At 40.6% G+C, this 18,822-nt stretch carries 22 protein-coding genes; 5 read left to right on the plus strand and 17 right to left on the minus strand.

Going from position 1 to position 18,822, the window contains the following annotated elements; translation table 11 throughout:
- The first annotated feature begins 246 nt into the window (after positions 1-246).
- Entirely contained in the window at positions 247-1,884 is a 1,638-nt protein-coding gene (locus tag CYL31_RS15370; protein ID WP_212916058.1) for a methyl-accepting chemotaxis protein, read from the plus strand.
- A gap of 50 nt (positions 1,885-1,934) precedes the next feature.
- Here CYL31_RS15370 and CYL31_RS15375 read toward each other — a convergent pair whose 3' ends face one another.
- The 8 genes from CYL31_RS15375 to paeA form a co-directional block, all read right to left on the minus strand.
- Entirely contained in the window at positions 1,935-2,327 is a 393-nt protein-coding gene (locus tag CYL31_RS15375; RefSeq protein ID WP_100187149.1) for an MmcQ/YjbR family DNA-binding protein, read from the minus strand.
- Between the two features lie 103 nt (positions 2,328-2,430).
- Entirely contained in the window at positions 2,431-4,014 is a 1,584-nt protein-coding gene (locus CYL31_RS15380) for an ABC-F family ATPase (RefSeq protein ID WP_212916059.1), read from the minus strand.
- Between the two features lie 218 nt (positions 4,015-4,232).
- Positions 4,233-4,631: a hypothetical protein gene (locus tag CYL31_RS15385; RefSeq protein ID WP_212916060.1), complete on the minus strand. Its 399-nt coding sequence runs from the start codon at positions 4,629-4,631 to the stop codon at positions 4,233-4,235.
- Between the two features lie 3 nt (positions 4,632-4,634).
- On the minus strand, positions 4,635-5,012 hold the full coding sequence (locus tag CYL31_RS15390; protein ID WP_212916061.1) for a hypothetical protein: 378 nt from the start codon (positions 5,010-5,012) through the stop codon (positions 4,635-4,637).
- 17 nt (positions 5,013-5,029) lie between these two features.
- Positions 5,030-5,335, minus strand: coding sequence for a DUF883 C-terminal domain-containing protein (locus CYL31_RS15395; protein ID WP_212916062.1), 306 nt, complete (start codon positions 5,333-5,335; stop codon positions 5,030-5,032).
- A gap of 472 nt (positions 5,336-5,807) precedes the next feature.
- Complete coding sequence (locus CYL31_RS15400) at positions 5,808-5,948, minus strand: hypothetical protein (RefSeq protein WP_212916063.1); 141 nt, start codon at positions 5,946-5,948, stop codon at positions 5,808-5,810.
- A gap of 209 nt (positions 5,949-6,157) precedes the next feature.
- Positions 6,158-6,751 (minus strand): glutathione S-transferase, encoded by a 594-nt coding sequence (locus CYL31_RS15405; protein ID WP_212916064.1) that lies wholly within the window; start codon positions 6,749-6,751, stop codon positions 6,158-6,160.
- A 43-nt stretch (positions 6,752-6,794) separates the two neighbouring features.
- Positions 6,795-8,072 (minus strand): polyamine export protein PaeA, encoded by a 1,278-nt coding sequence (paeA, locus tag CYL31_RS15410; protein WP_212916065.1) that lies wholly within the window; start codon positions 8,070-8,072, stop codon positions 6,795-6,797.
- Positions 8,073-8,309: 237 nt separating this feature from the next.
- On the opposite strand from paeA, the gene CYL31_RS15415 reads away from it, so the two are divergent.
- Complete coding sequence (locus CYL31_RS15415; RefSeq protein ID WP_212916066.1) at positions 8,310-8,717, plus strand: DUF2721 domain-containing protein; 408 nt, start codon at positions 8,310-8,312, stop codon at positions 8,715-8,717.
- Between the two features lie 40 nt (positions 8,718-8,757).
- Here the strand turns inward: CYL31_RS15415 and CYL31_RS15420 are convergent, their stop codons facing one another.
- On the minus strand, positions 8,758-9,687 hold the full coding sequence (locus tag CYL31_RS15420) for an N-acetylmuramoyl-L-alanine amidase-like domain-containing protein (RefSeq protein ID WP_212916067.1): 930 nt from the start codon (positions 9,685-9,687) through the stop codon (positions 8,758-8,760).
- 118 nt (positions 9,688-9,805) lie between these two features.
- Here CYL31_RS15420 and CYL31_RS15425 point away from each other — a divergent pair, with 118 nt between their 5' ends.
- Entirely contained in the window at positions 9,806-10,072 is a 267-nt protein-coding gene (locus tag CYL31_RS15425) for a hypothetical protein (protein WP_212916068.1), read from the plus strand.
- A 22-nt stretch (positions 10,073-10,094) separates the two neighbouring features.
- Here CYL31_RS15425 and CYL31_RS15430 read toward each other — a convergent pair whose 3' ends face one another.
- From CYL31_RS15430 to CYL31_RS15445, 4 genes are all read right to left on the minus strand, one after another.
- Positions 10,095-10,433 carry a thioredoxin family protein gene (locus CYL31_RS15430; RefSeq protein ID WP_212916069.1) on the minus strand — a complete coding sequence of 113 codons (339 nt, stop codon included), beginning with the start codon at positions 10,431-10,433 and terminating at the stop codon, positions 10,095-10,097.
- 28 nt (positions 10,434-10,461) lie between these two features.
- A complete protein-coding gene (locus CYL31_RS15435; protein ID WP_212916070.1) occupies positions 10,462-10,752 on the minus strand; it encodes a YkgJ family cysteine cluster protein in 291 nt (96 codons plus the stop codon).
- A gap of 183 nt (positions 10,753-10,935) precedes the next feature.
- The gene (locus CYL31_RS15440) at positions 10,936-12,555 is read right to left on the minus strand and encodes a methyl-accepting chemotaxis protein (protein WP_212916071.1); all 1,620 of its coding nucleotides are present in this window, start codon (positions 12,553-12,555) and stop codon (positions 10,936-10,938) included.
- Positions 12,556-12,678: 123 nt separating this feature from the next.
- A complete protein-coding gene (locus tag CYL31_RS15445) occupies positions 12,679-13,833 on the minus strand; it encodes an EAL domain-containing protein (RefSeq protein ID WP_212916072.1) in 1,155 nt (384 codons plus the stop codon).
- A gap of 162 nt (positions 13,834-13,995) precedes the next feature.
- Between CYL31_RS15445 and CYL31_RS15450 the strand changes: the two genes are divergently transcribed.
- On the plus strand, positions 13,996-14,430 hold the full coding sequence (locus CYL31_RS15450) for a helix-turn-helix domain-containing protein (RefSeq protein WP_212916073.1): 435 nt from the start codon (positions 13,996-13,998) through the stop codon (positions 14,428-14,430).
- Between the two features lies 1 nt (position 14,431).
- On the opposite strand, the gene trhA is transcribed toward CYL31_RS15450, so the two are convergent.
- The 3 genes from trhA to CYL31_RS15465 form a co-directional block, all read right to left on the minus strand.
- Positions 14,432-15,091, minus strand: coding sequence for a PAQR family membrane homeostasis protein TrhA (trhA, locus tag CYL31_RS15455; protein WP_212916074.1), 660 nt, complete (start codon positions 15,089-15,091; stop codon positions 14,432-14,434).
- Between the two features lie 106 nt (positions 15,092-15,197).
- Positions 15,198-16,295: an amidohydrolase family protein gene (locus CYL31_RS15460; protein ID WP_212916075.1), complete on the minus strand. Its 1,098-nt coding sequence runs from the start codon at positions 16,293-16,295 to the stop codon at positions 15,198-15,200.
- Between the two features lie 126 nt (positions 16,296-16,421).
- Positions 16,422-17,186: an undecaprenyl-diphosphate phosphatase gene (locus tag CYL31_RS15465; RefSeq protein WP_212916076.1), complete on the minus strand. Its 765-nt coding sequence runs from the start codon at positions 17,184-17,186 to the stop codon at positions 16,422-16,424.
- 183 nt (positions 17,187-17,369) lie between these two features.
- Here CYL31_RS15465 and zntR point away from each other — a divergent pair, with 183 nt between their 5' ends.
- Positions 17,370-17,804, plus strand: coding sequence for a Zn(2+)-responsive transcriptional regulator (gene zntR / locus CYL31_RS15470; protein WP_212916077.1), 435 nt, complete (start codon positions 17,370-17,372; stop codon positions 17,802-17,804).
- Here zntR and CYL31_RS15475 read toward each other — a convergent pair.
- Positions 17,801-18,718: a LysR family transcriptional regulator gene (locus CYL31_RS15475; RefSeq protein WP_212916078.1), complete on the minus strand. Its 918-nt coding sequence runs from the start codon at positions 18,716-18,718 to the stop codon at positions 17,801-17,803. The genes zntR and CYL31_RS15475 overlap by 4 nt on opposite strands.
- Positions 18,719-18,822 lie beyond the last annotated feature (104 nt).

Consider the following 18,822-nt stretch of genomic DNA (forward strand, 5'->3'; position numbering starts at 1 on the left):
CGAACTTCGGGGGCTTACCCTTTATAAATCGATCCTGGCTACTGGTTTTAGTGTCTATTTTTCAAATACGCTGCTTCCCCCTGCAAAAGGAAACTATCAATGAATTTACGGATAAAACATTACATAGAAATGACAGTAGAACGACATTGTGTTTAGATTAAAAAACATGTGTCAGGAAGACTCATATAAAAGACAAAAAAACGAGCAGCATCATAATAAAAAATATATCTATTAAAGGATGAATTTATGGTTAAGACCTTACGCAACATTCCAATTCGCTTACGCCTAACAGGTTTAGTAGTCTTTTTTTCATTAGGGCTCATCTCTGTTGTTTATTTATCGCTAACCGTCAACAAGCAATCCTTGCTAGATGAAAAATACGCACAAACAAAAAACGTTGTTGAAACCGCTACAGGTGTATTCAATTACTTTTACAAACTTGAACAATCTGGAGAGCTAAGCCAAGCTGATGCCCAGCGCTATGCAATGAACATGGTTAAAGATACCCGCTATGCAAAGTCTGAATATTTCTGGATTAATGACTACAACGCAGCCATGGTTATGCACTCGGTAAACCCTTCTCTAGATGGCAAAGACCTATCCAACTTAGAAGACCCCAATGGCAAAAAGCTCTTCTCAGAGTTTGTCAAAGTGGTTAAAGCACAAGAAGCTGGTTTTGTGGATTACCTTTGGCCAAAACCTGGAAATAACACACCTGTAGAGAAAATATCTTATGTCCAAGGCTTTAAACCGTGGGGATGGATCATTGGCTCAGGTATTTACTTAGATGATGTGGACACACAATATAATAAAGAGGTCACTAAACTAGGTTCAATTAGTGCAGTCATTATACTAATCGCCCTCTTCATTTCCTTTTTGATAGTACGATCTATTCTTGTACCTATTGGGCAAATACAATCCGCCTTGCATAACATTGCAGATGGTGAAGGTGACTTAAGAGCCCGCCTACCTGAATCCGGTAAAGATCAATTGACCCAAATTGCCATTTACTACAATACGTTTGTAGAGCGCCTTTCACTCACTCTTAGTAAAGCTGTTCTGCTTAACCAAGAAGTCGAAAATAAGAGTCAGGAGCTAAAATCTGTTGCTGGAAAAACACAAGCCATTACACAACAGCGTGAAGGCATGTTTTTGCAAATGGCAGAAACCATAAAAGAAGTGGATGATTTTAAAAATGAGGTTATCGACAGCACTCAATCAACTCTTGCGTCAGCTCAAATCACGGTAGAAAAAACTCAAACAGGACAAAATGCGATTAATCAAACCGTCGAATCTCTTGAAAAACTTTCTTATGAACTAGAAGCAGGTCTAAGTACTGTTGTTCAATTAGCAGAACAATCGCAAACTATTGGGTCGGTACTCGATGTCATCAGCGCCATCGCAGAACAAACCAACCTATTGGCTCTTAATGCCGCCATTGAAGCCGCTCGCGCTGGTGAACAAGGTCGAGGTTTTGCTGTAGTAGCAGACGAAGTGAGAGGGCTAGCAAGCCGAACTCAGGCCTCCACGGATGAAATTCAAAACATGATTAGCAAACTTCAAAGCGGCGCAAAAGAAGCCGAAGCTCGTATCACTGCAAGCCATCAGCAATCACAAAAAACCACTGAAGAAATAACGCTCACCACACAATACCTGCAAGCTATCGCTACATCAGTAGATGGTATAAATAGCGCAAGCAACACCGTTATCCAAAGCGTTAATATGCAAAGCGACGCTGTTCAAAGACTTAACCATCTCAATGAGAAAGTATCGGAACTATCTACTCAGGCAGGCAAATTGGTTCAACAAAATAATCTAACCAGTGAATCACTTGCTAAAACAGCGAAAGAAACTCAAGACATAATGTCAATTTTTAAACTTTAAGATTGAAATAGAAACAGCCGATAAGTCATCACTTATTGGCTGCTTTACATTTAAGAATAAGAGCCTACGTATAAACTTGGTTTTCCATATCGTACTTCCAAGCCGTCTCTGATGGATTTTTTTAAACCTTTCACAACCAAACCATAGGAATGATCAATCAGCCTTTCTATTTCGCCCATGGGTAAATCACCATCTAAAATGACGGAGTTCCAGTGACGTTTGTTCATGTGATAAGCAGGAATAACCTCAGGGAAAATATCACGTAGTTCAATGGCATGATCAGGTGCGCATTTTAAATTAAGTAACAACTGGCCTTGCTTCTTAACCAACAAGGCAAACATCTTTCCTTGTACTTTAAACACAGCAGTGTGGTCATCAAATGGGTAATATTCTTCTGCTTCAGGTTTCAAAAGCAGATACTTTTTAAGTGCTGTTGAGTCCAAAATAGCGCCCTTTCAGATTCCAAATAGCCCTGAGTATAAAGCAAAAAAGCCGCTTACTGACAACCCGTAAGCGGCTTTAAATAAATACTATACCTAAACAAGGCTAACCTTGGTGAGCAAGGTACTCATCATATGTACCTTGGAAATCAATAACCTTTTGACCTTTAATTTCGATCACTCGGTTTGCCAAAGAAGAAACAAACGCCCTATCGTGGCTTACGAAAATCAGCGTGCCGTCAAAGTCTAACAAGGCATTGTTTAATGCTTCGATGGCTTCCATGTCCATGTGGTTCGTTGGCTCATCCATAACTAAGACGTTTAAGTCCATCATCATCAACTTACCAAACAATAAGCGGTTTTTTTCACCACCAGAACACACTCGTACTTTCTTATTGAAGTCATCCGCGGTAAACAGCAAACGCCCCAACATAGCACGAACTTTAAGATCATCATGCTTCGCAGTACGCCATTTCGACATCCAATCAAACAAGGTTAAATCGCAATCAAAGTCTTCTGTACTGTCTTGCGGGCAATAACCAATCACGGCATTTTCTGCCCATTTAATCTCACCTTGCTTGGCTTCTAATTCGCTCATTAAACAGCGTAAGAATGTCGTTTTACCAGCACCGTTTTCACCGATAATAGCCAAACGGGAGCCTGCTTCTAGAATCATATTGCCGCCAGAAAACAGCAATTCATCATAGCCGTGACCAAGATCTTCTAAGATCAAAGCATGGCGATGAAGCTTCTTATCTTGCTTAAAGGTCAGCGATGGCGTCATTCGGCTAGATTGCTTAACTTCTGATAGCTCAATCTTTTCTAATTTCTTAGCGCGAGAGCTCGCTTGCTTGGCTTTCGATGCGTTAGCAGAAAAGCGATTCACGAACGCTTGAAGGTCATCCATTTCCGCACTTTTTTTCGCATTCTCTGTTAATAATTGTTCGCGAATCAAAGACGATGCTTCCATGAAGTATTCGTAGTTACCTGGGTAAATACGTAACTCACCAAAATCGATATCCGCCATGTGAGTACACACAGAGTTTAAAAAATGACGGTCATGGGAAATGATGATCATGGTGCATTTACGTTGATTCAATACACCAGCCAACCAGTTAATGGTATGGATATCCAAGTTGTTGGTTGGTTCGTCCAATAGCAAAATATCAGGATTAGCAAACAAGGCTTGTGCTAATAAAACACGAAGTTTCCAACCCGGTGCAACTTGGCTCATCAAACCAAAATGAAATTCTTCCGCTATACCCGCTTCCAACAGAATATCGCCTGCACGGCTTTCCGCACTATAGCCATCCATCTCAGCGAATTCCGCTTCTAGCTCACCTGCTCGCATGCCATCTTCTTCGCTCATTTCTGGCTTAGAGTAAATGGCATCACGCTCTTGTTTGACTTTCCAAAGCGCCACATCCCCCATAATAACGGCGTCAACAACAGTATATTCTTCAAAAGCAAACTGATCCTGACTCAAGGTACCGACTTTTTCACCTGGCGTAATTGAAACGTTACCAGACGTTGGCGTCAGCGCCCCACTCAGAATTTTCATGAAGGTAGACTTGCCACATCCGTTCGCGCCAATTAAGCCATAGCGATTGCCGTTACCGAATTTTGCAGAGATGTTTTCAAACAATGGCGTTGCGCCAAATTGCATGGTGATATTAGCCGTGGAGATCAAAGGAAAAAGCCCTAAACAAAGAGAAATGAAAAACGTTCATACAGACCACAAAAGCAGGGTCAAATGACAAACACAAAGATGGGCGAATATAGAGACTTAAGGCACTAAAGTCGAGGGTTAAGTGTCGTTTTTTTGAACAAGTCGGTGTATTAGCAAAGATTATTTATAGAACAAACTCACAGCGCTCAATCACAGTGCATGATTCTTAATACTATCTTTTAAATACAGCTATCTTTCGGTGCAACAAAAGGTGTTGCTGAGGAGGACGTGTCTTCTTCGCTAGAAGGCGTTCTATCTTCACTTTCAGAAGTCATATTCTCAGATGAAGTGCTTGCTTGTGCAGTGCTGTTTGCCATATAAACAGATACTTGCGTCATCAAAAAGCTTAAGACATCTCGACTAGCGCCATTAAGCAAGTTTTTTCTAACCTTCCTTGTGATATCAAGTTGTGTGCTTGCACCTAATACAAAGCTTGCAATTAACCCTGTCGGGCTAGTCGCTTTGTCTAGAATATTATCAACAGCGTTATCACGTGACAGTTTGGCACGTTTTTCCAAAACCTGAGTACGCAAATAAAGGCGCTCTCGCTTTTGGTGCATTTGTTTAAGACCAAACATATCCTAATCCTCATCCGTTGGAATAATGGCATCCAAAGTACGGGTAAAATCCATGCTTTTCAATGTTCGTTTCACAAAATAAAGCAATACGATAGAGCTTAAAAAGGTCACTAACGTAGCGGTTAACAAAATACCAGCAAGAGAAAATCCGTAGCTCCATGCAATCGCAGCACTGCTGGCGATAATTAATAACCAAGTAGTAAGCAAGAGAAAGATCACACCACACATTAAGGCAAGGAGCTGGGCACTAGACGTCACCCATAACTTCGCTTCTAATGCTCCAAGCCCCAATACACTCTTTAACCAACTTTTATGAGTATCAATCACATCATCCAAGTCAGATTTCTCTTGCGGTGAATCAGAGTGCTGCGGTGTTTCCATCTATACAGTTTCCATGCTTATTTACGTTTACATAAAAAACTAGCAGCTAGCGCACCTGCTAAGAACGCAATACCAATGGTTTTAACAGGATGTTCTTTAGCATACTCACCAACTGCTGAAGATATTTTTTCAGATTGGTTTTTCGCAGTATCAGCGATTTTATGTGCTTGCTCACTGATTTGGTGAGCCACTTCTTCGATGCGTTCTTGACTATGCTCTTTCATTTCAGCAGCACCATCTACTCCTTTATGAGCCGCTTCAGCAACGCTATCTACTTTTTCATGAGCTTTAGATTGAGTTGTACTTTTCGTTCCGGTAGCCATTCTTAATTCTCCTTTCAGAAATAAAACTAACTTTAAAATGCTCGTGAAGGTAAGGTGTTTTCTTGTTTTTTTAGAATCTCTTTATTAAAAAAGAGTCAACAAACACAAGTGATCAAACAAGAAAGCGCCATCCACACTTCACTATTTACACTACGTGGTTAATTTATAATGGTCAAATACACTAGGAAAAACGTCCCTTCTTTCCTTTTTTTATAGCCGATCTTTAAAGAGCGAGGTGTTTATGTAGTAGTTTTTAGAAAATATGCAAAAAAAATCTAAGGTAGATTAAGGTATTATTAGCAACTCAGTAGACGTATAGAACAATTAGCAAAAGAACAAAAAATAGAAATAAAAAAAGGGTAGAAAAGCACTATTTCATACGCTTTCTACCCTTTTTAAAATCGACTCATAGTAGCTCCGATTTATCTATTCAGAATTTATATCGAGTTTAAATAATATACAAAGATACAGACTACTTTTTAACATCTACCCAAGCATCCCAGCCCTTCCATTCATCCATGTCTGAATTACTTCCTGTCTCAATATTAGCAAGTACTTCAGCGTGACGATTAAATACCTGTACCTTCATTAATTTTTTAATTAAACGAGCCATCTTGGTTTTCCTTATCTTTCATGATTTTGGAAACATCATGCTAGCACCGAAAACAGCAAGTATACGTCAGCAACACCTAAAGAAAGTCTCTTTCCCCATTGCTCGAACTATCCTTTAGTTTCTTGACGTATGGTTCTTATATGAAGCCAAAAACACGTTTGTGCACTAAAAATAACGCAATATGAATATTTAAAGGAGCTTGCTCTTTATCAAGACCATGAACGAGAAAGTGTCATAACCTTTTCAAACAAAGACCATTTCAACAGGTGCTGCTGGTATTCACCAGCCTGACCACTGAAGCTAATACCATAAGCTTTCAAGCGGAAGGCAAGAACTGCATAAAAAGCATCCACAGCTCCGGCTTGATCAAACATAAAAGGCCCTTTTGCCTGCGCAAAAATAGCTTCAACACGCTCAACTTCTTTTTTCACCGCATCCGTTAGATGTTCTAGCAGAGCTACTTGATTAAAAGTAAACGGACACTGGCTGCGTAAATTCATAAAGCCAGAATGCATCTCCATGCAAAGACTTCTGGCCTGTGCTCTTTCTGATTGATTCTTTGGGTACAAAGCGCCATCAGAGCATTCGTTAAAGTATTCAGCAATCGCTAAGGAATCATGCACAATAAAACCATCTACCAGCAGCGCTGGCACCAATCCGCTGGGTGAATATTTCAATACCTCGGCTTTATAGCCCTGTTTTTCTAAGTTAATAGGAATAAGGTCTAATTTAATACCAGCAATCTGTCCGCACATAAATGCGCGAAGCGACCAAGTTGATAAGGTTCCCACGACTAACTGCATGATAATTATGTCCTTTTAAAAGCGTTAAAAACTTGAAATACGCTTATTTCAACCGCGTGACCAATAACTGCTCGACTCTCACGCCTTCCAAATCCAGTACTTCAAACTTGTAGCCTTCATAGACAAAAAAATCTGTACGCTTGGGCAAGCGTTTTAAGCTGTAAGTAATAAATCCACCGAGTGTTTCATACTGAGTTCGGTCAGGAAACTCTTCTATATTCAAACTGCGCATCACGTCATTAATCGGCGTTAACCCTTCAATCAACCAAGAATTCGGATCGCGCTGTACAATTTGCTCTTCATCGTGAGGAGTTAGTAAGCCGCCCATAAAGCCACCTAACAAGTCTTTCACTGTCACGATGCCTACGATAGTAGCGTATTCATTTACAATGACAGCAAAAGCTTGTGGCGCTACACGAAAAGCATTAAGTGCTTCAGAAAGTGTTAAGGTTTCTGGTAGATAAAACACTTCTTTATCGACCTTTTCCGGCTTGATTTGAGCAGGTTCGCCTTTTAGTACCAAACGTAATATTTCTTTCGATTCAATAATGCCTTCGATTTTATCCAAGCTGCCATTGCAGACCAAAAAGTCATTATGCGGATGATCGATAATCTTCTGGCTAATTTCTTCACTACTGTCATCAATATCAAAATAGATAATCTGATCACGAGGCGTCATAGTGCTAGAGATATTTCGCGTTTCTAATTCAAACACATTGCCAATGAGCTGATATTCTTGACTCTGTAAACTGCCATCTTCAGCACCAGCGTCCATCATGGCAACAATGTCTTCTGTGGTCACCACCTCTTGGCGCTCAATAGGCACATTGAACAAACGTAAAACAATATTAGTTAAACCGTTAAACAAAAAAACCACGGGGGTTAATAAGAAAGTCACCCAAAGCATAGGTGTAACCATTCGAATTGCTACGGCTTCAGGCATAATCATTGCCAAACGCTTAGGCAATAGGTCTGCAAATAATATAAAAAGCGATGTTAAGCAAAGAAAAGAAAAGACAAAGCTGACTTGATCCAATAAGGGACCAGAATAGAGCAAGCTCACCACTTGTTTAATGTAAGGAGTAAGGGCTTGTTCACCAACAATACCACCTAAAATAGCAATTGCATTGAGAACAATTTGAATCATGGCAAAAAAAGCACCAGGCTTTTGCTGCAACGTCAAAACGGCTTGAGCTTTATCATTGCCCTCATCCGCAAGTACACGTAATTTGATCTTTCTTGCGGCGGCCATACCTATTTCAGACATAGCAAACAATGCACTGGCAATAATCAATAAGCCAATACTAAACATATCACTCATTTCTTTCTCTCTTTTCCGAAAAGGCTAACTCAAACGCGGGCTGGAATATTCTATTCCTAGTGCAAAATATATAAATATAAGCGCATTATAGAAGGAAGTTGAGACGATACAACGCTTATTTTTTATACTTTCAGAAGGGTAAGAGACAATACTAAAAACCTTTATGTAGACGTAGAATACAGCGATAAAACGGTCTTAAAAACATCCATTAACTCACAAGGTTTCAAAAGGTCGATCATGATTATCACCCTAACCACACCTGCCATGCTGTTCCCTGCGGTTTCACTATTGCTACTGGCGTACACCAATCGATTTGTAACACTGGCCTCGATTATCCGTAACTTTGATCCAAAACTAGAAGACGCAAATATCACAGAACAAATCGCCAACTTACGTAAGCGGATTTATCTGATACGACGCATGCAAGAAGCTGGTGTTATCAGTTTTTTTCTTTGCGTATTGTCTATGATGGCGATCTATCTTGAATATCAACAAGTTGGCAGCTACATTTTTGGCGCTAGCCTTGTCTGCCTAATGTATTCTCTGTATTTATCCGTACGAGAAATCACTATTTCTTGTGACGCGCTGGAACTGCATTTGCAACATTTCAGCACAAACTTCAAACAGCGCAGCCGAAAAAAATAGCTCATAGCTTATCCCTAACCAATACCTTTTAAATAGCGCCCTAGCGGCGCAATATTTGAACGTTAAAACCTTTTAAAGACGAGGTTTCAGGGTAGTGCGAAAAGTATTCAGTGAAGCTTTCATCCACGACTTTTTTATGAGTTAAACTGGCATGTCGAAGAAACAGCGTGCCATTCTTACGAATAGCAAGCCCTTGGTGCGAGACATTCATATTCGTACCAATATACTGTTTTAATGGCCAATCAGGACGAACCATAGTAATTACGCTGCCGGAAGGGATTCGATCCAACAAAGCTTGGTTAATATGCCTATCGCTATCAAGAAATAACTCAGTGAGTGGAACATAAGGAATATAAGCAGCCTCAGGCACAAACCTCTTACCCTCAGCATGTAGTTGATTCAATAGCGCTCGACAATTATCAGAGGATTCCGCATCACAATGGATCACATCACTGCTAATATGCTGATACCAAGCGGCTTTGTCGATAATCGTCGATGCCACACGAGCACCACCATTAGCAACATCTGGCGTTATATCCTGCAGAATGGCTTGATTATTATGAAACCAATCTAAACTAGGAAAATGATTACGTGTCACAAAAGACACTTGAGCATCTTTGTAACGTAAACGCATTAGGTTGGCTTCAAAATCGTTGGAAGTGGATGACATAACGCCAGCCAATACGGTTTCAACATAGGTAGTGCAATCAAACGCATCAAAACGCGTAAGAGGGTCCTTATCATATTGCCCTTGTTCGCCTTCCCCCACATTTCCACCGACATACGCAGAACCAAGTAAGGTACGACTTAAGGTGTCCATTCTCTCGTCGTTCGACTGAATCGAGCTCTCATTTATTGCCTGATAAAAAAGTGCTTTATTTGCAGTATCAAGTGAATTCAAAGCCATCACAGGAGATATAAAAAGCACAGACAAACCAGAAACAACGATTTTTTTGATAAAACGTTTCATAGGGCTCTTTCCATTTAGTACAGCTTTCAATTTGCAACATAAAAAAACAATCATTGCTTAAAAAACAAACTCTCTATTGTGCTAGACTCAACAGATAATTTGAAATAAAGGCGCGACCATGCAAATAAATAACTCGTCATTTCTCTATGGCCAACAAGGCCTACAGCATAGCCAAGACAAGCTAGGCCAAGCAAGCCAAAAAGTAGCCGATGCATCGACTCAAACCTTGAGCCAGCCTTCTTCTAAAAACAAAGGCCTTTACGGCTCACCTATTCAAGATGGTTTAATCGAAGCCAAAAGCAGTGTATTAGAAGCTCAAGCCAATGCCAGAGTAATCGATTCGTCTGATAAAACCATTGGTCGACTGATAGACATAACAGTCTAAGTAAGCCGTTTAATTTTCAAGCTTAAATAGCAGAGCCCAGCAATTCGCGAACATCATCAACAGATGTAAAACGCACAGCACGAGCAACTTCTTGCCCATCTTTCAATAAAATCAAAGTAGGCCACAATTTTACGCCAAACTGCCGCCCTAAGCGTTTTCCTTTTCCATCAAATACCTTAATGTGAGCCAGCTCAGAATATGACATCATGACTTCTTCAACCGCATCACGGGAAGCCTGACAGTGACCACACCAGGGCGTACCGAACTCTAAAACAGCCGCACCTTTCAGGCTATTTAGCTCATCAAGACTTGGCGCTTCTTCTGCGTATTCTGGATTAAATCCTAACTGCGTTGCGTGCATAAAAACTCCTTGTGACTATGATTCGCCTCTACTTGATGACATTAAATTCTTCTCGGCATTCATCAGACCCCATTTCGAACTCACGACAAATCCAAGGGCGGTTTTCGTATATAGTACAAAGGAAAGTATTTCTATCGACCGCAGAGCACCAACCATCATCTAATCTAAGCATGGTTTCTCCGCCCCACTCATCTACCGATACATGCTTGTCTGGCACACCAGTATCACTAATGATCATGACTTCCATACGACAACAACAAGCTTGGCAGTTAGAGCAAGTCACATCAGATTCAGCAATGTTTTTAAGAGCGATATTCATAAATAACGACGAATTACCAAGACGAGAAGGTTGTGGTGTTTAGAACTTTGCACTAACGAGAAAAGCAAACAGCGAAGAAAACAATATACATGCGATCTAGCTTGGAAGATATTGATGAAAAACAAAACTACCAAACTAGATCGATAAAGAGCTTAAAAACTAGAGACTAATGCAACCAAACGGCTACACCTTAAATTTAATTACTAATTCATTTAATTCAATTGCCAGTCGAGTCAATTCGGCTGTGCTTGCGCTAGTTTGGTTGGCACCAACTACCGTTTGCGCAGCCAAATCACTAATGGTCGTAATATTGCCATCAATTTCTTTCGCAACATTAGACTGTTCCTCTGCTGCACTCGCAATTATATGGTTACTGTCACTAATCGCAATAATACGGGCGGTAATTTGCTCCAACGCCTTCGAAGCTTCAGCGGCAACTGTTTGAGCTTGATTGGTTTTTTCACTGCTACTTTCCATTGACGAAACCGCTTCATTGGCAGAAAGCTGAACCTGACGCACCATGGTTTCAATTTCGCCAGTAGATTCTTGAGTTCGATGTGCAAGGCTTCTCACTTCATCAGCCACTACCGCAAAACCTCGACCCGCTTCACCAGCACGCGCCGCTTCAATAGCTGCGTTTAGAGCTAACAAGTTTGTCTGCTCTGCAACCGCACGAATCACGTCTAGGATCTGGCCAATCGAAGCAACTTGTTCCGCCAACTGATTAATCACTCGAGTGCTGGTCGTCATTTCTTTATTCATATCTAGGATAACGGCTGTCGTTTCGCCGACTCGGGCTTTACCTTCGGCTGCTAATTTAGCAGATTCAGCAGACTCTTCAGACGTTTGCTGAGCTGTTCGAGCAACTTCATCTACCGCAGAACTCATTTGAGTAATGGCCGCTGCAGCTTGCTGAATTTCATTGTTTTGTAACATCAATCCATTAGATGAACTTTCCGTAACTGTATTTAATTCTTCTGCTGCTGACGCTAGCTGGCTTGATGAATCGCCAATGTGAATAATGGCTTCTCGTAGATTCTTCTGCATTGCCTTCAAAGCATTCGTTAAACGAGTTAATTCATCATCGCCCTCTACACTCATGACTTGAGTCAAGTCGCCGCTAGCAATGATTTCTGCTGAGGCAACAGCATTCTGCAACGGCGAATTAATACTCTTAGATAACACCATCGCAATACCTATGGCTATCGATGTGGCTGCGACTATTATGATAATAATCAAACTAAAACTAGTATCGTATTGCTCTACAGAATCCGCACTGGCTTCCTTAGCGCCTTCTTGGTTGGCTGTAACAAGCTCTCTCAGTAAACGCACCATGTCATCTGCTGCATTGTTCATGCCTGGTACCAACTTATCAATGCTTGATTGTTCTCCTTTCATAGCTAATGCAGCAACTTGAGTTTGCAACCTATAATAATTACTCTCTTGTTTAGTGAACTGCTCAAATAATCGCTTTTCACTATCCGAATAAATTGTTTTTTCATACTCAGCACGAGCCACAGATACGTCTTTCTTTATACGCTCCAGAGCGGCCAGAGTTTCTTTTTTAGCGTCTTCACTTGTCGTGCTCAATAACCTTAGGGTGAAAATCCTTACCCTCATCAAGTTACTGTTAACATCACCTAGGCTAGCAATTGCTGGCAAGATATTCGTTTCAACCATCTCTGAATTTGCTCGGATATCTTTCATCGCTGACATAGCCACGCCACCAAGGCATATAAGCAAAAATATAATGATAGAAAAAGCCATCAGCAAGCGTGACCTTATATTTATATTCCTTAACATTTCCTTTCCTTATTAATAAAAATTTTTTAGAACATGATGACCATAAAGAAACAACATAGGCTGTATTCTCAGGTTTTTTTAAAGAGCACAAAAATGTAATAGTCGCTGTATTTCTTATTATTTTTACTTATTGAAAAGCATTGGCATCTTTAAAAGCCAAGTTTCAAATTCCAAAGCAGATAACGGACGGGAGAAGAAATACCCTTGGATGACTCGATAACCTATATCCGCTAAGTAAGACAATTGCAGCTGAGTCTCTACGCCTTCCGCTATCGCTACCGCGTTTATTTTCTTACTAATAGATAACACCACCTCACTTAGCTCTTTAGAGAGTTTGTTTGGTAATTCATCAACAAAAACCCTATCTAGCTTCAACTGAGACACAGGAAACTTTAGCAATCTTTTTAAATTTGAGTACCCTGTACCAAAATCATCTAATGAAATAGTCACGCCGATCGAGTGAAGCTCGTTAACAGCATCAATAAAAGGGTCTGATGGCTTTATTTTTTTACTCTCCGTCACTTCCATCACTAAACAAGTAGCTAAGAGGTCATTTTGGTCCAAAATGGATTGAATCTCGTTTTTTAGACTAGGATAACTAAAGCTAAGTGGGGAGAAGTTAACGGCAATCATGGGAACATGGATATTTTGCTCTCGCCACATAGCCAATTGTTTACAGGCTTGACGCAACACCCATAAATCTAATTCAGCGATAAGCCCAAACTCTTCCGCAAGAGCAACAAAATTATCTGGAGCAACCCTACCAAACTCTTTACTTGTCCATCTTGCTAGGACTTCAACCCCATAAAGGCTTTTATCTACAATATTGATCTGAGGTTGGTAGTTCAGCTCTAACACATTATTTTTCAGGTCAGCACTTAACACCTGAGCCATTTGATAAGAAGGATGTGTATTATTAAAACTAAATTCTGTTTGATCATCTTGAATAAGCAGACTGTAATATGGCCGATCCAATAATTGAAATGCCTCAACCATCACTTTCACTCTATAGGCCTCGCGATCACTAGGCATAAACAAAAGTTTGATTTCTTTTCCGACAATTTGTTTGAACTCACTGAGATGAAATGTACGTTGATCAGCATCTAACCAGAAGCAATCCAATGGAAGGTTTGTGTGCATTTTTAAGTCGAACTGAGCATGTTTAACTCTATCGTTACAAGAAACAATCAGATCATTACTGTCTAACACAATAAAGCGACTATTCGTTTCTTGTAACTCCAGCCAATCGCGCCCAGTATTCAAACCATCCGTTTTCACAAAAAAATCCTTCTACTGCATGCTTCTATTAACACAAATCACCATTGCTTATTTGTCTTTTAGACACAAAGGTTCGTCAATATTGCCTATATGGCAAATAGTGTCAAGCAAATTGCCTGACAGGTTTTGCCATATAGGCAAAACTAAACAGATAATCTTGCCATGAATATTGGCCACGTTATTAAAATTTTGCGTATTCAGCGCAAGATGACACAAGAACAGATTGCACTGGAAGCTGACATGGCTACCAGTAATGTCTCACGTATTGAAAAAGGCTTAAGGCAACCTTCACAAAAAGTGTTACTAAAATTGGCTAAAGCATTAGATACAAAACCTTCGGTGCTATATGCTGCAAGTGAGCAGCCGATAAACGATATTTCTGATTTTTTAAGACAAGAAGAGAACGAAGAAAACGAAGGAAGCATTGACCATCTATTGCTCAATCCAGACACTCATAATGTACTAAAATTATTTAGCGAACTAACGCCAAATAATAAGTCATTATTTATAGAGCAACTTAAAGCCTTGCATAGATGGCAAACGAAATTGGACGCTGATGGCATAAGCAAAAATAATAAAAGTAATAATTCAGCCTAAGCTAAGCGCCATAATAGAAAATTGAAAAATAATGGCAAACCGTCCCACCCACAACAAACAAATGCCAAACCAAATGCCCATAGCGCAAGCGTGAATCAATTACAAAAAACACCACACCAAGCGTGTAAAGCACACCACCTAACACCAGCAGTAGCAAGCCGTTTGGTTCCATTAGTGAAACTAACGGTTTAATCACAATAAGAATCAGCCAACCCAATACGACATATAGTGTGGTAGAAATTGCTGGATGTGAAGCCTTACCAAACGCTTTAAGACCGACGCCAATAAGAGCTAACGTCCAAACTGCCGCTAACAAAGACCAACCCCATGCGCCCTCTAACACTCCCAACATAAAAGGCGTATAAGTCCCCGCGATCAACAAATATACCGCGGAATGGTCAATCACCCGAAATACGTATTTGGCCTTGCCTCTTGGCATTGCATGATAAAGTGTCGAAGCTAAATACAATAAAATCATGGTCCCGGAGAAAATACTGACCCCGACGACAAAACTCACATCAGCGTAGTCGATTGCGCTCAGAATAAGAAATGGTGTACCAACAATCGCAGCCACCAGCCCCAAGCCGTGACTGATACTATTTGCCACTTCTTCACCTAATGATTGTCCTCGATTGTGTGCTGCCGAAATAAACTTTCCCATACTCAAGTACTCCTAAATGTACTGTATAAAAGCATGGAACAAGTGGAGCAATTTAACAATGTAAGACAGCGAATAAACTATGCAAACTGCAAGAACATATCAAATGTCATGACTTGGTACATATCTGCGGAGCATGATAATCAAGATTTAACAACCTAAAGTAATTTTCCCCCAAAGCAATATTGCGAAAGGCATTATCATCGAGGTATTGATGAATCCGACTCGTCACTTCTAGCTCCTGCTCGTACACCTTAAAGCTATTGCCTCTAAAGGCGACAAAATCAGACCCGGGCAAAATACGTTCAGAGTATTGATTCATAAAAGCAACGTATTGAGGACGATAGGCAGACTTACTAAAATAATAATCCTCCAAAATGCGCCATGAAATATCTAACATCAAATTAGGATACTGATCTAACAAACGCGACAAGATCGCAATATGATCTGATGCCTTCATAGATGTTTGCTCATAAGACAACCCCATGTGAGCCCAGACAATTTTATTATCTGGGTAAAGTGCTAACGCCTGCTCCATTAAAGGCAAATACAAGGTCGGAGATATATCATTACCTATATCTGAGTGAATCGTGATTGGGTAATCTCTAGCCCTTAATTCCGCCATAAAATCCGCCCATTTAGTAATGTCTTTCGGTGTTGCTGGCTGATGACGATTATTAAATTGAGCTTGTTTCACCAAATTCACTTCCCCCATCCAATGGAACAAACCAGGGTATTCCTTTTCATAAAGCTTCATCAGCTCAATTGTTGGCTCAGGGTTCGATAAATCAGTAAAGGTCATCGACAAAGTAAGGTGAAGATCATCTGGCTTGTATTCGATCATGTTCGCAGCATTAACAAAATCATTCCGTGTCGTAGGCGATACTGGAGTACCAGGACATTTCAAATAGTTAGAACAAGAAGAGTTCGCTGGCAACATTTGTCCAATGCCATAAACATTGGCAAAACGCACAGTAGTACGAGACAAATACTCATTTACTTCATTAAAAGGAATCGCCCGACCATCAAAAGGTCGGTAATGCAAATGTGTATCCACAACGGCAGTATAAGGCTCTGTTTCTCGATCATAACAGGCAGATGTGCCTTTAAAGGAATCCAAAGAGCGATTTGCTGGCGTGTTATCAGAAGAGGCGCAACCACCCGCTAACAAAGAAGCCAAAATGGCGAAAGGAAAACAACAACGCATGACAAACATCCCACTAAAATACATTAAATGAGGTAAACAGAAAGGAACATTACAAAACATCCCTCCCTATGTGTAAACCACTATTCAATGTAAATCATGAGTTGAGCCCTGCGAAGGGCTCATTGGTTATGCTAAGAACAACAAAAGCCCACCAAACACAATGCGATACCAACCAAAGGCGACAAAAGTAAACCGCTGCAAAAACACCATAAATAACTTCATTACTACAAAAGCACTTAGAAAGGCCACCACAAAACCGATTGCCAAAGGCATCCACTGCTCACCCGAAAACTCTTTATAATTAGAAAGCAAATCATAACCCGAAGCCGCCATCATCACTGGCAAGGCCAATAAGAAGGAAAACTCCGCACTGGCCTTTCGGCTTAAGCCCACTAACAAAGCACCAACAATGGTTGAGCCAGCACGGCTTGTACCCGGAATCAGAGCAAATATTTGCGCAATCCCAACCCATAAGGCCTGCTTAAAAGTCAGATTTTCTAAACTTTCAACCCTAGGAGACTTATGTTTGATCCACCTCTCGGTCAGTAAAAAAATCACACCGCCGACAATAAACATTATCGCCACAACAGACACCGAAAACATAGCTTTTATTTGATGACGAAACAAAAAACCAACTATGGCAACAGGTAAAAAAGCCACAAACACTTGGCACCATAAACGAAAATGCCGAAGTGTAAAACGCGCTTTATAATTGGCGATAACAGCCAAAATCGCCGCCAGTTGAATGATCACCTCAAACGCTTTATTGCCTTCTGTTTGTTCCATTCCAAGCCATTGACTCACAACAATCAAATGCCCAGTTGAAGAGATAGGTAAAAACTCTGTCGCTCCCTCTACCAAACCGAGAATGACACTATGAAATACATCCATTACAACCTACCTTCCACTATTTACGACAACTAACAACACGATAAAATCGAGTGCATAAAAAACTGCGCCAGCAATGTAAAACATTTTAGGTGAAAGAAAAATAAAAAATGATCAACAAGAAATCTTGACCTAGGATCTATATCTAAGGTTTATACTAAGGAATTGAACGGAGGAGAAATAAACATGTATCGCATTGGTGAACTGGCAAAAGCATGCAACATCAACAATGACACATTGCGCTTTTACGAAAAAAACGCCCTACTCAGCCCTTCAAGTCGATCTGAGTCTGGCTATCGTCTTTACACAGAAAAAGACAAAGACATTTTGCTATTTATCTTGCGCGCAAAAGGGGTCGGATTCACTCTTGCTGAAATTCGAGAGTTGCTTTCTATTGAAGTCAATAAAGCTAACAACGCCTGCGCTGACGTTAAAGAACTTGTCGACACCAAACTCTCAGATGTCGAAAGGAAACTTGCAGAACTTACTCGTTTTCAAACCTCACTCAAACGCCTATCTGATGCTTGTTGCGGCGGAGAAGAAAGTGCCGAGCATTGCACCATACTCGAAGCGCTAGAATCTAATACAAACGATGTTCGCCATGAGCACCACCACGATTAAATAGGCAATAAACGCTGTGATTCTTCATCAAAACGCTTAAGTAGAAAATCAAGAAACGCTCGGACTCTCGCTGGCATATAGCGATTACGATGATACAAAGCATGAGCAGGAACCTCAGCAGAGGTCCATTCTGGTAATACTATTTCCAGACGTTTTTCATGAATATCCTTCGCCACATCCCAAATAGATTTTAGGGCAATTCCATGACCATCCATCGCCCACTGACGAGCTACCGCGCCGTCATTCGTTTCTCGTGCATTGTCCATCGAAACCCGGACACTTTCAACTTCCTCTGCGCTAGTGAAGCGCCAATCAATGATCGGACCATTATTCGAACTTAAGACAATACAAGGGAACCGAACAAGCTCCTCAGGGGATTGGGGATAGCCAAATCTTTTAAGGTAATCAGGAGAGGCACACAATACACGTCTATTTTTCGCTAATTTACGGGCAATAAACAAACTATCCTGAGGCTCGCCAAAACGAATGGCTAAATCAATATCCTCTCGATGCAAGCTGGATAAAGAATCAGACAGTAACAAAGTGAACTGCACATCAGGATAAATCGCATTAAATTCATCCAGCCAGCCAGTAAGCATATGTCGGCCAAAGTCTGATGTGGCTGATATACGAATTCGACCACTAACAGCCTGAGTGCGATTTTCTAGAAAAGCAAAACCATCATCAAGCGCCTGCAAGCCTTGTTGGCAATACAACAGAAAAGCTTTGCCTTCATCAGTAAGACGAAGGCTGCGCGTTGTCCGCTCAAACAATCGAGACTTTAATTGCGTTTCAAGATTGTTAAGCCGCGCACTCGCAGCGGCTGGCGACAATCCCAACTTGCGACCCGCCGCCGAGATAACTCCTAAGTTTGCCGCTTCGACAAACAGTCTAATATCACCAATATTCTGCATCATTATTCCAAATAATTTGATAATAGCTCAAACAATAGACCAATTATTAAAAAGATAAAACAGATGAATAATATTCCCTTAGATAGTCATTTATTCATTAGGAG

The organism is Marinomonas sp. A3A, from assembly GCF_018336955.1.
GTDB lineage: Bacteria > Pseudomonadota > Gammaproteobacteria > Pseudomonadales > Marinomonadaceae > Marinomonas > Marinomonas lutimaris.

Coding starts and splice junctions, on each gene's coding strand:
- CYL31_RS15425 (WP_212916068.1), top strand. CDS start 9,806: ATGCAAATAAATAACTCGTCATTTCTCTATGGCCAACAAGGCCTACAG.
- CYL31_RS15450 (WP_212916073.1), top strand. CDS start 13,996: ATGAATATTGGCCACGTTATTAAAATTTTGCGTATTCAGCGCAAGATG.
- CYL31_RS15385 (WP_212916060.1), bottom strand. CDS start 4,631: ATGTTTGGTCTTAAACAAATGCACCAAAAGCGAGAGCGCCTTTATTTG.
- CYL31_RS15460 (WP_212916075.1), bottom strand. CDS start 16,295: ATGCGTTGTTGTTTTCCTTTCGCCATTTTGGCTTCTTTGTTAGCGGGT.
- CYL31_RS15475 (WP_212916078.1), bottom strand. CDS start 18,718: ATGCAGAATATTGGTGATATTAGACTGTTTGTCGAAGCGGCAAACTTA.
- trhA (WP_212916074.1), bottom strand. CDS start 15,091: ATGGGAAAGTTTATTTCGGCAGCACACAATCGAGGACAATCATTAGGT.
- CYL31_RS15390 (WP_212916061.1), bottom strand. CDS start 5,012: ATGGAAACACCGCAGCACTCTGATTCACCGCAAGAGAAATCTGACTTG.
- CYL31_RS15415 (WP_212916066.1), top strand. CDS start 8,310: ATGATTATCACCCTAACCACACCTGCCATGCTGTTCCCTGCGGTTTCA.
- zntR (WP_212916077.1), top strand. CDS start 17,370: ATGTATCGCATTGGTGAACTGGCAAAAGCATGCAACATCAACAATGAC.
- CYL31_RS15440 (WP_212916071.1), bottom strand. CDS start 12,555: ATGTTAAGGAATATAAATATAAGGTCACGCTTGCTGATGGCTTTTTCT.
- paeA (WP_212916065.1), bottom strand. CDS start 8,072: ATGAGTGATATGTTTAGTATTGGCTTATTGATTATTGCCAGTGCATTG.
- CYL31_RS15430 (WP_212916069.1), bottom strand. CDS start 10,433: ATGCACGCAACGCAGTTAGGATTTAATCCAGAATACGCAGAAGAAGCG.
- CYL31_RS15405 (WP_212916064.1), bottom strand. CDS start 6,751: ATGCAGTTAGTCGTGGGAACCTTATCAACTTGGTCGCTTCGCGCATTT.
- CYL31_RS15370 (WP_212916058.1), top strand. CDS start 247: ATGGTTAAGACCTTACGCAACATTCCAATTCGCTTACGCCTAACAGGT.
- CYL31_RS15400 (WP_212916063.1), bottom strand. CDS start 5,948: ATGGCTCGTTTAATTAAAAAATTAATGAAGGTACAGGTATTTAATCGT.
- CYL31_RS15420 (WP_212916067.1), bottom strand. CDS start 9,687: ATGAAACGTTTTATCAAAAAAATCGTTGTTTCTGGTTTGTCTGTGCTT.
- CYL31_RS15435 (WP_212916070.1), bottom strand. CDS start 10,752: ATGAATATCGCTCTTAAAAACATTGCTGAATCTGATGTGACTTGCTCT.
- CYL31_RS15465 (WP_212916076.1), bottom strand. CDS start 17,186: ATGGATGTATTTCATAGTGTCATTCTCGGTTTGGTAGAGGGAGCGACA.
- CYL31_RS15395 (WP_212916062.1), bottom strand. CDS start 5,335: ATGGCTACCGGAACGAAAAGTACAACTCAATCTAAAGCTCATGAAAAA.